The following is a 13,636-nucleotide window of genomic DNA, read 5'->3' as shown; positions in this document are numbered from 1 at the left end:
GCGGCCCCTCCTTGGGCGTGTACGGGCAGAGCAGCGGAACGACCTCCACGCATGGCGACGGGCGCTGCACACTTCGTGACCCTGGCTAGGATGCTCCTCCAGGTGAGCTCTTAGCAATATGGTCGAGCAAATTGCTTGACCATATTGCTTGTAGGCAGCGCGGCCAGCCGTCAGACTGGCCACCATGCCAGGAGCGAAGACGCCGTTCTCGTTGACTCTCAGCGAAGTCGGCCTGCGTCTTGAGGAGTTGCGCGAACGACGCGGCCTCACTCAAGGCGATGCCGCAGGTCACGAGGTGCTGAGTCGGCGCGGAATCAAGATCGACAAGAGCGGGCTGAGTCGACTGGAGCGCGGGCAGCGCCGTCGTGTCACCCGCGACCTCGTCGAGGCGCTGCTCGAGTGCTACCAGGCCAAGGCCGCAGAGCGCTCCGAGATTCTGGCTCTCCTGGGCGCGGACACCACGCCGGCCGGCCGACCGCGTCCCGCGCTGTGGCGGCGGAACGCCAACCTGCTCGGCCCTATGCAGTTCGAGGGCTTCCTCAAGATGGAGCGACGAGCTGCTGAACTCTGGAACTACGAGCGGGACATATGGCCGGGCTTGTTTCAGATTGAGGACTACGCCCGAATCGTCATCACGCGGATGCGACCTGAACTGAGCGCCGCGGAAGTGGAGGCCCTCGTTGACGTCCGCATGGACCGGCAGCAGCAGGTCCGAGGAGGTACGCCGAGGGAGTTTCGCGCGCTCGTGGACGAGCGCGCGCTCCGCGACACCATCGGGGACCGGTTGGTGCTGAGGCACCAGCTGGAGAGGATTCGCGCCGAGTCCGACGATCACCGGAACACCATCCGCCTACTTCCTGATGCGATTGGCCTTCACCCGGGGGCGGCAGGCGCGTTCGTCCTCATGAGCTTTCCCGAAGCTGCTCGCCAGGTGGTGTGGGTGGAGACCATGGTCAGTTCCGTGTACTTCGACGGTGCTGAAGACGTACAGCGCTACACCGCAGCTTTCACCAATTTGTGGGAGCGGGCGCTGGACCCCGCAGAGACGCGCATGCGTCTCGAAAAAAGGATCGAGGAGCTAGAACAGTGACAGCGAAGCCGGACCCGTCCTCGTTCGACCTGACATCGGTCGAATGGACGGTGTCCAAGTACAGCGGCGGTGGCGGAAACTGCGTGCGGGTCGCCGTCCAGAACGGATTCGTTCTAATCGGTGACTCGCAGAATCCGGATCGACTGCCCCAGGTGTTCACGCCTGATGAGGCGAAGGCATGGCTGCTCGGCGCCAAGGATACGGACTTCGACTTCCTGCTCGATCTCTGATCTGGCCCGAAGCGCCATCAAGTGGCCGGGCCAGCCAGGCCCGGCCAGGCACCGCCGCAGATAGTTCATTGGCCTCCACTTGGGCCACGCGACCGCTCGCAGTGCGTAGGAGAAAGCCGGGTGCACAGCGTTGCTCCTGGTCCGCTATTACAAGGCCCTGTAGGTACCGCTGCCGACAGCGTGCAGGTCGGAGAGGTGGCCAAGGTTTTCTCGACCAGTTGATGCGAGGGTCTCGTCGTGTGCAACTGCGGGGCATCAATGTGATGAGTGCCCAGGTGAGGTGTGTCTCGAAGCATTGCGGGAGGTGCTCGTAGTCGCTGACATTGCGCCGGGATTTCACGATCCAGCCGAGGGTGCCTTCGGCCTTCCAGTAGCGGGGCAAGAGGATGAATCCTTTGGCTCCGCGGGGCCGGGAGACGGTCTTGAGGGCCCCGAGCGGGGGACCCGAGCCCGCCGCATGGCTCGGGTCCCCCGCTTGTGTGCTTGCGCGTGTTGTCGAACGCCTACTCCTGAGGTGTGTCGGGGTTGTCCTGGGGAGTGGGTGTGGGGGTGGTGTCGGTGATGCCGTCGTTGAAGACGATGGTGAGCGGGGTGGAGCCGTCGCGGCCGGCCTTGTACAGGTCTTCGGCGATGCGGTCGTAGAAGGCCGCGGCCATGGCCCAGGTGCCGTCCCACCGCGTGCGGTCCTCGGTGCGGGTGTCGTGCAGGGTGATCAGCGCGCCGATGAGGGAGCGGCCGGAGAGGGTGACGCGGACCAGGCCGTCGGCCTCGTCGGTGACGACGGCGGTGGTGCGGAAGTGCTCGTGGCCGGCGGCGCGGTCGGCGATGAAGTCCCAGGCGTCGCGGTGGCAGACCACGGTGACGCGGGCGATCCGCGCGGCCTTCAGCAGAAGAGCACCGTGGTTGTTCTCCTCGTCCTCACTGGGCGTCTCCACCGCCTGGTCCTCGTCGGCGGCGGAGGCAGCCGCGCCGGCTTCGCTGTCGTCTTCCCCGCCCGTGCCGGCCGCGGGCTGAGCCTCTGCTGCGTCGACCGGGCCGGTGTCGGTCCCGGCCTCGGAGGTCTGGTCGGTGGGCGGGGCGGTGTCGTGGGAGCCGTCGCGCTGGGCGGGCACCGGCGGGGCGCCGTCCTGGCCGGCGGTGCTGCTGTCCGGGCCGGGGAGGGTGAGGGTGACGCTCGGGGTGGTGCCGGGCTGCGCGGCGGGTGCCGCCGCGGCCGGAGCCGACGGCGGAATGGGCACCGAAGTGACGGGGGCCTGGTCGGACTCGGGCGGCAGGACGGGCGCCTCCCGAAGGAGGGCGGCGAGGTCCTCAATGGTCCTGCGCAGGGCGTTGACTTCCCGCTTCAGTCCTGCGATTTCGGCGGTGGCCTGGGTGGCTTGGGTGGAGGCGGCGAAGGCTCGGTCACGGGTTTCGCGGTGGTCCTCCAGGATGGAGGCCACCGCACCCTCCAGTTGCCGGCTCAGTTCCTGGTTGCCTGCGGTGACCTGGCCGCCGACGTCCTTCACTGAGCGCTCGATGGTGTTCTTGGTGTCCACCAGCAGAGGAATGATCTCGTTGTTCCCGCGGGCCACAGCCCCACCCTTCACATCAAAGTAACCGTCTGGCTTCGCTGCGTAGTGTGCCGGGAGGGGCGGCGCCGCGGGGTCGAATGGCTGAAGATCATCCCTTTTCGGGCCTGTGGTGGCCTGAAACAAGATGCTCTGTGATGCCCCGCCCAGGTGCGCCACCCGGAGACACCTCGTTGCTCCGGCGCTTGGAGGAAGGTGCGGAGGTCAGCCGCTAACCCGTTGGACGGAGCTGTACCTGTCATCTGACCTCCATGTCCGGTCTTCCAATGTTCGGTGTCGATGCCGATGGCGGAGCGGACCGACCGCAGGACGCGCTGGGCGCGTTCCCGGGCCTTCTGCGCGCCCTCAGTCAGCAGGGCGTCCAGCTCGCTGTCCGGCTTCATGAGGGCGTGGTACCTCTCGAGTAGGGGTGTGATCTCCTGGTTGAGGACCTCGAAGAGCTGGTTCTTCAGCTCACCCCAGCCGACACCTCCAGCCAGCACGGCTGCGATGCGGCGCTCGCACCCCTGCTGGACCAGGCGGAGGTGCTGCACCTGTCGGACGCGGGTGCCGGCGCGGACCGGTGCCACAGCGTCGCCGCTCAGGCCGGGGCGCGGATCACCGCCGGGCAGCGGATCGAGGTCGCCGTGGAGTGGACCGGTACGGACCGCTCGCCGGCCGCCTGCCTGCACCGTTACCGGGCGGCTCGCGCCTGGTGGGACCGCGTCCTCCACCAGGTGGCCGCCGAAGCCGTCACCACCTTCACCCTCGCTAAGGTAGCGGCTCGATCACCAAACGTAATGACCGAGGAGGACAGCGGGCCATGCCGACGACCACCACCAATGCCACCGAGCCACCGACCGCCACGCAGATCACCGAGATCCTTGCCGACGCCTACGGCCTCGCCGGGGCGCGGCTGACCCGGCTCGACGGCCAAGTCGCCATCAACTACCGCGCCGAGTCGGAAGACGGGCGGGTCGTGTTCGTCAAGCACTACCAGCCCGCCGCTGACCTGACCGCCGAGGAAGACGTGATCGCCCAGACCCGGCTCGCCGGCCAGCACGGTGTGCCGGTCGCTGCCGTCATCCCCAGCTGCGACGGCGAGGCCATCACCCGCCACGCAGCCACCGCGCTGTCGGTGTGGCAGTGGATGCCCGGCCACACTGTCGAGAGCGGCTTCACGCCCGCTCAGCAGGCCGCCGCCGGCCACATGCTCGGCCGTATCCACGCCGCGTTCGCCGGCCACCCCGCCAGCGTGCGTCCCTCGCCCAAGGCCGACAGGTGGCTGGCCCCGGACCTGGCCAAGCGCGAGGCGACGATCAACCGGCTGTCGGACCTCATCAACGGGCGTGCGGAGCACGACGAGTTCGACCGGCAGGCCGCCGCCACCCTCGCCGAGCGCCGCACCCAGCTGCGGCACCTGCCCGGTCTGCTCGCCGGGCTCCCGCCCCTGCACACCCAGGTCCTCCACGGCGACTACTCCGTCAAGAACATCCTCTTCAGCGACGACGACATCACCGCCGTGGTCGACTTCGGCCCCACCGAGCCCTACCTGGCCGCCTGAGAACTGGGCCGGATCGCCTTCGACCCCCGCTCCATCGTGCACGCCCCAGACTGGATCGCCTCCGGCCTCACCCTCGTGACCGCCTACCGCGAGGCCAACCCGCACCTGCCCGCCGCCGACGTCACCGCCTGCGCCCGCGTCGCGCTCATCCAGCTCGCGGTCAGTCTCTACGGCGTCAAGGAGCACTACCTGGCGCCTGGCCTCGATCAGGGTGACCTCGACCAGTTCTGGCTGCTGCGCCACCACGCGGCCAGCGCACTCCTCGACCGTCTGGACGAGGTCGAGGCCGCGCTGGCACACGCGGCCCACACCAGCAACCCACCCAGCCGGTAACCCACCCCGGCCCCGCCCAGGCCGGCGGATCCCTGTGAGTACTACTCCTTCACAGGGCGCTGTATGACGACGATGCGGTCTGCTTATCCTGCTGAGGGCATCTCAACGGGATGTGCGCGGCTCCAGGAAGCGGCTGGGCCGACCTGACCAGGTGACCGAGAGCTGCTCGCGGGCACGCGTGGCGGACACGAAGAGCAGTGACTGCTCGCGACGAAGATCAGCGGCGTGCTGGAGCCGGTCTTCGGTCTCCGGAGTGAGAGCACTGGGCAGGGGCATGTTCTGGTCACTGGCCCCGACGATGGCGACCGCGCGGTACTCGAGCCCTTTGATGCGGTGCATCGTCATGACGTGGACGCCTTCATCGGGGTCTGGTACGCGGTAATCCTCGACCTTCACCGCGTCCAGCTTGGCATCGCGTAGAGCCTGCACGGCGCTGTCGGCGATTGCGTGGGTGCGTCCGACGACCGCGATCTCCTGAGGTTTGATGCCTTCCTGCTGCCAGGTCTCGACGCGCTTGGCCAAGGCAGACATCTCTTCGGCAGGGGAGCGGTAGCGCACGGTCTCGGGGCTGGCACCCGACAGGACGGAGCGGTATCCGCGGAGCTGCTCCGTGTTCCCGTCGAGGTCGTCGAACTTGGAGTCGCCCAGCAGGTTCAGCGAGGCCGCGAGGATCTGTCGGGTGGTGCGGTAGTTCAGGGTCAGCCGCTTGGAACGGCCGCGGATGTTGATGCCGTGGGCGCTGAGGGACGTCCGGTTGTCGTAGATTCGCTGGTGTGCGTCGCCGACGATGAACAGGTCGTCGTCCTGCTCGGGGACCAGGGCACGGAGCAGTTTCCAATGAGCGGCGTGCAGGTCCTGTGCTTCGTCCACGACGATGTGCCGGTACGGCCGTTCCTCATCGGACCAGCCAGAGGCGATACGGGCTGCTTGGGCAGCGAGTTGGATGACGCTGGCGGCCTTCTCGCGGTCGAGTCTGCGCTCGAATTCCTCGATCAGGGACCAGACCTGGGCGCGTTCGGGGCGGTTGAGCCGCCGGCCGCGGCCGGCGCGGTTGGCGGCGAAGTACTCGTCGCGGCTGCGGATGTCCTGAGCGAGGACGACTTGCTTCCACTCGGCGTTGAGGAAGCGGCCGTCGTAGCGCTGTACCGGCTGCTCCTCGGCGAGTTCGATCCAGCGGTTGAGGATCTCGCTGTCCTTGAGCCGACTGGGTGCTTCGGGGCCGAAGGTCTCCTTGACCGTCCCGTAGGCGACCTTGTCAATGTTGCGGACGTCGACCTTGGCCAGCAGTTGGGCGCCACCAAGGTCTTTCAGGTGGGATTTGAGCAGGTTGGCGAGGTTGGTGGTGAAAGTCGTCAGCAGGATGGCCTGACCGGGGGGCAGGCGCTCGGCCAGCGCCTTGACGCGGTGCAGGGCCACCACCGTCTTGCCGGTACCAGGACCCCCAGTGACACGGGCAGGCCCCTTGTAGGGAGTCTTGCGCTCTGCCAGGGCCCTTTGCGCGGGGTGAAGGAAGATCCGCCAGGCGGAGAGCGGCTCGGTCAGGATCCGCCCGAATTCGGCGATGTCACCCGTCACCACGAACGCCTCCTTGGTGGCCGGGCGTTCGATTGCGGCTTCGTAGTCCTGGGGATCGATCTTGTCCTCGGTGGCCGCTAGGGAACTGACCTGCTCCCAGACTTCTTCGACGGACATGCCGTCGGCGAGGCACAGGACGACGTCACGGGCCAGTTTGGGCATCGTCTCGACAATGCCCAGGACCGCGTCCTCGCTGCGAATCTCCCGAAGCGCCGGGATGATGGAGGGATGGACACCGAGGCGTTCGAAGTCGGCATCGGAGACACCGGCGAAGAACGACGGCTGGGTACCCTCCGCGCTGCCGGCGGCTTTCGGCTGCCCACTGAGAGTGCCGTAGAGGCTACCGAGGTTGATCAGCTCGATGCCGCCGGTGACCTTGTTGATGTCGAAGAGGATGTTGGCGGCGAGGTCGTACGCGTCGTCGTGCGGCAGTACGGCAACCAGGTAGTAGATACGCTCGGCGTAGTGCATGAGGACGGCGCGGTAGTTGTCGGTGACACGCGCGGTACGGACCCGCTTGTCCTTGGCGCCCTTCGGCGGTTTGAGATTGAGGCCGTTGGAGTCCGGGTCGCGCTGCATCTTCATGATGAACTGCAGCACCTGCGGCTGGACGGAGCCGTCCAGCGCGTCATAGGACTTTCCGAAGACGTCCGCCATGATGACCTTGGCGCCGGGCATCATTTCCCCTCCAACTTCTTGATGAGCTCAGGCACGCTCACGGCGTCGGCGTGTGCCACATACCAGCCCGCGCGCTTGAGATCGGCGTCCCGGTGCTCGTCCACGTCAACGAAGACCGCGATCTTCTCGTCCGGCCAGGCGAGTTCGACCTGCACTGCCTGATCTCCGTACTCGAATCCGACCTGCGGCACGTCGATGTTCCCGCCCCGGGCCTTCTCGACGAGTTGGAGCAGGATGTCCTCGACCTCAGTGGAGGCCCACTCGACCGCTTCGGCCCATTTTGGCGGCAGCGGCTGCGGTTCTCCCGTTCCCGTGGGAAGCGAGCTGGTCAGCAGAGCCACGGTGTGTGGATCCACCTGGTCGCCGGTGGAGACTGCGACCTGGTGGAAGGAGCGGGGCAGCTCGTCGCTGGCTGCGGGCTGGAGGAACTGCAGGAGATTCGACCAGCGCAGCCAGTCCGCCCAGCATTCCTTGTGCCCGCCACTTGCGACGGCGTCCGGCCGATCGTCGAGCACGGCCAACACGGACCAGGCTCGCATATCCGGCTTCTTGCTCCGTGGCTCGGGTCTGCGGTCCAGCAGGCCGATGATCCGCGCCTGACCAGGTGTGCGGCCGTCGAACGCGACTGCCTCGGCAGCCCCGGTCGAGGCGGGCAGACTCGTACCCCGGATTACGTCGGGGAGTACTCGACCGATTTCCTCTCGGTCTATCGGCTGCGGCTGTGCCACTGCTCCGAAGCCGCCCAGCAGGCCGGCTGCCCGCCGCGCCCATTTGGCCCGGTCAGGATCGGAGAGGAACTCCAGAAACGTCTCCACGGGATTGCGCAGCGCCGGATCGAGGGTGTCGTTGGGACAAGCCCGGCCGACCAGACTCTGATGGATCCGGCGAGCGAGTTGCAGTACGGAATCCGTATGCGGAGGCTGCGCGGGTGTACGCACCCGTTGTCCTTGGGCAGCGCTGCTGACAGCCGCTGCCCACGTCGTGACGTCGTCCCAGGACAACTGCCACACCAGTACGCCTTCTGCTCTGAGGGCCGCCCGCTTGGCTGCGTCGTCGGCGATGCGGTTGACGCGCTCGCTGGCGTGGAAGGAGAAGCCGTCGAGGAAGACCGCGACCCGCTCCGTGGGGCCGTCGGTGCGCTCCAGAAGGAAGTCGGGCTCACAGGGGACGGAAGTGTCCATCCGTACGTGGTCCCGCATGCGCCAGCGTGTGGCCACGTCACCGCGGGTGAAGCGCAACTCGTGCTCCACACCGCGCTGACCCGCCTTGGCGGTGACCGATCCGTTCTCCTCCTCGCGGCGGCCCCAGGCGATGAGGGTACGGACGAACCGGTCCTCCAGTTCGCTGTCGACGAGCTGGTCGATACGGACACCGGAGAGGGTGTCGACCTTTTCGACGGCCCAGTCCTTGAGGATCTCGTCCAGGAGCTCCTTCGCGATGCGCAGGGAGACGTCGGGATGCTCACTGCTGGAGACGAAGGGCAGCAGGCAGCGGTGGCAAGGGGTGCGCTGCTCCTCTTTCTGGCAGGGGCAGTCGCGGAGCGCTGTCTGGGCGAGCTTCAGGACGCGGTGCAGCACGACAGGGTCCGCCAGGTGCTCCAGGTAGCCGGTGCCACCCGGCATGGAGTCATGGAGCACGAGGAAGCGTCGCCGCAGTTCCCGGCTGTCGCCGGGCATGCTGTCAGTGATCACGCGGATGTGGTCGGGAGCGCCACCGAAGTGCCTGGTGATGCCCAGGAGCAGGGCCGCCTTGAAAGAGACCAGGCGAGGCGCGATGTCCGTCGTGGAGACGGGCAGCAGGATGCGCAGTGCCTGTGTGGTCAGCTCGTGGGCGAGCAGCAGCCTCTCCGCCGGTTCGTGGTTCACGCCGTCATCGCGGTGGGAGCACCAGTACGCATGGCGGGTGCCAACCCGCTGGGCCGAAGGATCCCACGCCTGCGGGTGGGCGCCCCGTACCGCCCCGCATTCCAGGCAGGTTTCGAAACCGGGGGCTTGAACCTCTTCACCGCGGATCACGTGGGTCGGGCCCGGCGCGGATGCCGACCCCAGGTTGATGGTGCGGATGGTGGCCACCCTGGCGAATTCGACGCCGAAAGGCGGGCCGCTGGGCGAGCCGTCGGCCTCGCTGATCCGGCGCCACGCTCTCAACCCTTGGGGCTGGTCCTTGTCGATGTCAACCAGAGTGATCGCGTCGAACTGCCTGCGTTCGCGCTCGTCCCTCTCATCGGTGAGCCGGGCATCCTCTCGCCGTTCACGGGCGACGACTCGCTCGGGTACCAGCACCTTGTGAACGGCCCCGGGGTCGGCGATCTGCGGAGCGTCACAGCGCGGACAGGCAGTGATGTCGAGTCCGGTCTCCTCCGTGGCGACGAAACCGCACTCGGGACAGAAACGCCACAGAGCGTACGCGTTCTCGCCTCCGCCGGCACCGGTGCCGAGGTCCACACCGTTGACGATGAACTTGTAGCCGTCGCTGTGGAAGATGTTGCCGGGGGCGAGCTCGGTCAGAGCGAGTCGCGAGCCGCGGCCGTAGTCGGTCGAACTCTCGTCGAACTCGCCGTCGCTGTTCCGCCACCACAAAGTGGCGTCCAGCACGGTCGCGTCGTCGTGGAGGGTGTAGTTGGGCAGCAGGCCCAACCGCACCAGGGCGTTGATCGAGTTCTCCGAGACAAGGGCGTCCCGGCGCTTGCGCACGGTCCGCTGTTCCGCGAAGAGCTGGCGCCGCTGTCTGTCGCGCTCCGGATCTCCTGTCGCAGAGGCCAGGGAATCGAAGGCCCGGCCGATTTGCCGCATCCTTGAGCGCAGGGCGGCTACTCGCTTGTTCCACGCGTTGGCGGCGGTTCCGACGGCCTCCTCCAGTCCTTGGACGGCGAAGGTCCTGACGCCGTGGGCCGCGACCGGAGACATCGATGGGAACAGCGAGATGAAGGCTTCGGACAGTTCGGCATGGCGGGTGCTCGCCACATCGAGGAAGCGGCGGAACCAGCCGTCCTCGGCCAGCCCTCGTCCGAAGAGCTCGCCGATGCGCGCCGGCATGGGACGCTCGGGGATCACCGTGCCTTCCCACAGGCTGCGGTCGGCGGCGCGGTCGAAGAGGAACGCCAGGTACTGGCGGCGCAGGATCTCCGAAGCATCCAGATAGCAGTCCGGGGGGATGACCCGGCCTGCCAGCATCTGCTCCGGGGCGTGCAGGTAGTAGTGGTTGCGAGCGCCTCGGGGCACAAAGGTGACGGCCAGTGAATTGCCCGTGCTGCGGCCCGCCCGGCCGATCCGCTGCGCATAGTTGGCGGGCCCGGGCGGCATGGAGGCCAGCAGCACGGCCGACAGGTCACCGATGTCGATGCCGAGTTCAAGAGTAGGTGTGCAGGTCAGCACGTTCGGGTCGAAGGACGAGGCCCGGTGCTTGAAGGCGGCCTCGATCCGCTCGCGCCGCTCGCGGCTGAGCGCGCCGGTGTGCTCGGCGGTCAGCACGTCGCCCGGGCGGTCGACGGTGTAGAGGTGCCGGTAGTAGTCGGTGGTGTAGTCGCGGTCGTCCTCGACGAAGCGGCCCGCACAGCGGAACCGCAGGCACTCGGTGTTCAGCCACTCCTCGCGCCGCCCCGGCGGCACGGTCTGCCGCCAGGTACAGGTGTCACAGCGCACACCGCATGCGTTGACGGTGTCCTCGCCCGATGTGGACATGTCGTCGATGCGGTGTACGAGGACGTTGCGGGGTTTGAGGGCGTAGACGAGGGCGCCCCCTTCGGCGTGGTAGGTGGCCAAGATGTCCCGCTGGGCAAGCAGCTTCATGGCGAGTTCCGTCACCGCACGCGCCTCGCGTCGGTCACAGCCCAGCACACGGTGTCCCCAGTCCGCGAACCAGGTGTTGTCGCGGGTGAGCGAGTCGAATCCCGTGGTACGGGTACCGCCCGACACCGGGAACGTAGGAGCGGCGAGGCCGCGCGGGAATGCCGGCATCCCCGTGGGCCTGCCACCCCAGATGGGCCAGCGTCTTGAGCCGGCCTGGCGGATGTACTCCTGCAGCCAGGGGTGATACAGCGCGCCGCGCAGCCGCAGCCGCTCGGCAAGTCCACGCAGGAAGACGGCGTATGCCGCATCTTCGGTTGGCAGCGAGATCTGCCCCGGGAGACGCTGGTGCCGCTCTCGCAACTCGGCGCAGAGAGCAGGGAGGTCTTTGAGGTCGACCTCGGCGGCCGCGGTACGGGTGAGTTCCAGCGTGCGGCCCAGGCGGGAGCGCAGACCGAACTCGAGCAAGGTCTGGAAGACCATACGGCTGTAGAGCATGTCCGCGCCGGCGTCGCTGAAGCTGTCCGAGTCGTCGACGAGGGTGCGGATCTCAGGGTTCTCACGCAGGTCGGGCGGGACGATGGAGGCGAGCTCCTCGCGCTTGCCCTCGCCGGCGGCCGTGACGACGGCCTCGGCAGCATCGGCGGCGAGATCGTGCACGGCGATCGGACGCCCCGGAGGGAGGTGCTCGGTCAGAAGGCCGCGGAAGGTGAACCCGAAGCTGCGGTTGGCGATGAAAGCGGCTCGATGGGTGGCGTCCTGCACCGCATCGGTGAACACCAGTAGCTTCCGCTCATCCCCGGCCAGCCCTCGGTCCGAGAAGAGCTGGGTGGTGGTGACGGAGGCGAGAGTGGCCGTGCCCGCACCGAGGAAGCGCATGCCGTCGTCGAGCCCACAGGAGGGACATTCGTCACCGGCGTTCGCAGGCAGCGGCTCATGGGGCGTGATGACCGCGACGGTGTCATCGGTGGGATTGGTCAGAAGCCGTTCGTTCTCCGCATGCAGATGAAGCACCGGGTACTCATCCGGACGGGCGCGCAACATCCAGCGCACAGCCCGCCTTCCCTGCGCGGAAGCCTTGTAGATCTCCAGCGTGTTCGTCTTGAGTTGCTGCCACTCCAGCTCGGTGGACAGAGCCGCCCAGCCAGACCGTCCGCAGTGGCGGCAGTACACCGCGGGAAGGTGCCGCCGGTAAGGCGGTCCGACAGGACGGCGTGACGCGTCGGTCAGCTCGTCGATCTCCCCGGCGCTGTCGACCTCCTTTGGCTGGTAGATGGCGAGATTGGCGGGGTTCGGCCGGGAATCACCGGTCGGCCCGTCGTCGTCGTACCAGCGAAAATGCGGCTCAGCGGTTGCCGCGCGGATGACACGCCTCACTTCGCGCACCCACAGCTGGGCTTCCACTCGCAGGAAGGGGCCGGACCTTCCCGTCACGGGATGCGGAGTGCGAGCGTGCGAGATCAGCGCGAGAATCCGTGTGAAGGCAAGCTCGACGAGCCGCGGATCGCTCCGAGCGGCCTCGTCCCAGGCCGGCCCGCCACCGCGCTGGGCGAACTCCCGCGCGATGTCGGGAACGGTGATGGGAGTGTTCCCGGCAACATCGAGAATCGCCTTGACGAAGATGTGCTGCCTCAGCTTGGTACCGATCTGCACCGGGTCACTGATCGGCTGGCCGAGCATCAGCCGCGCCAGGTCCACGAGAGCCGACTCGTCATCCAGCGGGTCGGGTAGCGCGGCCAGGTCGGCGGGTGTCGGCGTGGGCAGCAGGAAATCGGGCTCGGCCACCATCTCACCGGGGAGCAACCGATCCTCGCCGATGAGCGCGGCGCCGGGGAACGGTGTACCGAAGACCTTCTCCGCGAACTCCAGCAACAGCTCGCGGTCCGACTTCTCAGGACCCTCCACCGCCAGCTCGCCGGAATCCCCTCCGCCGAGCGTCGCGGAGGTCGCCACCGGCGTGATGTCACCGAGCGGACGTCCTTCACGTGCCGCTCTGGTCGCGGCCCCCAGACGGCGCAGCAGCATCGCCACGTCGGTTCCCTGGGCCCCGTCGTAGGTGTGGAACTCGTCGAGGACGACGTACGCGAGGGAGTTGGACTGCCACAGCGGAACATCCGGGATGCGCTGCAGCAGCAGGTCCAGCATCTTGTAGTTGGTGAGCAGAATGTCCGGTGGTTCGGCCCGGATCGCCTCCCGATCGGTGACCAGCTTCTTGATCGTGGGATCCCCGGCAAGTGACGTCGAACCGGTGTCGCGACCGTAGGAGCCCGGTTCGCTCTCGCCCTCATCCGGCGCTGTACGAGGCCCGGAGGCGCCACCGATGTATATGCCTGCCGTGACGTCCTTCAGCGCTTCCTCGGAGGCGAGGAACTCATCGATACGGCGGGCCTGGTCATCGGCCAGGGCGTTCATCGGGTACAGCAGCAGGGCTTTGACACCCTGCTGCCCCGCGGCACGGGCGCGGGCACAGTGATCCAGGATCGGCACCAGAAAGGACTCTGTCTTACCCGATCCCGTGCCCGTGGTGACGATGGTGGGCTCCGGCTGACGTCCTGCCTTCGACGACAGCCGCTGCCAGGCGGCAGCCTGATGTGTGTAGGGCGTGAAGTCCTTCGGACGCCAGTCGAGCGCGGCCTCCCAGCCCGGGGAGGCTTCCCGGAAGGGAGTCCGTACACGTAGATACGGTCCGCGGAACAACCGGCTCTCTGGCCGCTCAAGGAACGCGTCGAGCTCCTCGCGCACATCGTCGTCGGCGAGCGCGAAACTCGTCGTGAGGTAGGTGGCCAGAGCGCGACGCAGGTCCTCGGCGACCAGAGAGGGCAGCATGACGGCGT

At 67.6% G+C, this 13,636-nt stretch carries 7 protein-coding genes; 4 read left to right on the top strand and 3 right to left on the bottom strand.

Annotated features, from left to right (window positions below):
• Positions 1–184: 184 nt before the first annotated feature.
• Complete coding sequence (locus ACFSJS_RS08925) at positions 185–1,090, top strand: DUF5753 domain-containing protein (protein WP_380898676.1); 906 nt, start codon at positions 185–187, stop codon at positions 1,088–1,090.
• Positions 1,087–1,320, top strand: coding sequence for a DUF397 domain-containing protein (locus ACFSJS_RS08920; RefSeq protein WP_380898674.1), 234 nt, complete (start codon positions 1,087–1,089; stop codon positions 1,318–1,320). Before ACFSJS_RS08925 ends, ACFSJS_RS08920 begins: the two co-directional genes overlap by 4 nt.
• A gap of 503 nt (positions 1,321–1,823) precedes the next feature.
• On the opposite strand, the gene ACFSJS_RS08915 is transcribed toward ACFSJS_RS08920, so the two are convergent.
• Complete coding sequence (locus tag ACFSJS_RS08915) at positions 1,824–2,891, bottom strand: hypothetical protein (protein WP_380898672.1); 1,068 nt, start codon at positions 2,889–2,891, stop codon at positions 1,824–1,826.
• A 799-nt stretch (positions 2,892–3,690) separates the two neighbouring features.
• On the opposite strand from ACFSJS_RS08915, the gene ACFSJS_RS08910 reads away from it, so the two are divergent.
• Complete coding sequence (locus ACFSJS_RS08910; RefSeq protein WP_380898670.1) at positions 3,691–4,431, top strand: phosphotransferase enzyme family protein; 741 nt, start codon at positions 3,691–3,693, stop codon at positions 4,429–4,431.
• 36 nt (positions 4,432–4,467) lie between these two features.
• Positions 4,468–4,764: a hypothetical protein gene (locus ACFSJS_RS08905; RefSeq protein ID WP_380898668.1), complete on the top strand. Its 297-nt coding sequence runs from the start codon at positions 4,468–4,470 to the stop codon at positions 4,762–4,764.
• Between the two features lie 102 nt (positions 4,765–4,866).
• Here ACFSJS_RS08905 and ACFSJS_RS08900 read toward each other — a convergent pair whose 3' ends face one another.
• Both ACFSJS_RS08900 and ACFSJS_RS08895 read right to left on the bottom strand, forming a co-directional pair.
• A complete protein-coding gene (locus ACFSJS_RS08900; protein WP_380898666.1) occupies positions 4,867–7,017 on the bottom strand; it encodes a UvrD-helicase domain-containing protein in 2,151 nt (716 codons plus the stop codon).
• Positions 7,017–13,628: a DEAD/DEAH box helicase gene (locus ACFSJS_RS08895; protein ID WP_380898665.1), complete on the bottom strand. Its 6,612-nt coding sequence runs from the start codon at positions 13,626–13,628 to the stop codon at positions 7,017–7,019. Before ACFSJS_RS08895 ends, ACFSJS_RS08900 begins: the two co-directional genes overlap by 1 nt.
• Positions 13,629–13,636 lie beyond the last annotated feature (8 nt).

The sequence above is a fragment of the Streptomyces desertarenae genome (assembly GCF_042681365.1).
GTDB lineage: Bacteria > Actinomycetota > Actinomycetes > Streptomycetales > Streptomycetaceae > Streptomyces > Streptomyces desertarenae.
The sequence above is the reverse complement of the archived record's forward strand: the minus strand, read 5'-3'. Positions and strand labels throughout refer to the sequence as shown.

Bases quoted from the DNA above. Each gene is read 5' to 3' on its own strand.
- ACFSJS_RS08925 (WP_380898676.1), top strand. From the start codon at position 185: ATGCCAGGAGCGAAGACGCCGTTCTCGTTGACTCTCAGCGAAGTCGGC.
- ACFSJS_RS08900 (WP_380898666.1), bottom strand. From the start codon at position 7,017: ATGCCCGGCGCCAAGGTCATCATGGCGGACGTCTTCGGAAAGTCCTAT.
- ACFSJS_RS08895 (WP_380898665.1), bottom strand. From the start codon at position 13,628: ATGCTGCCCTCTCTGGTCGCCGAGGACCTGCGTCGCGCTCTGGCCACC.
- ACFSJS_RS08910 (WP_380898670.1), top strand. From the start codon at position 3,691: ATGCCGACGACCACCACCAATGCCACCGAGCCACCGACCGCCACGCAG.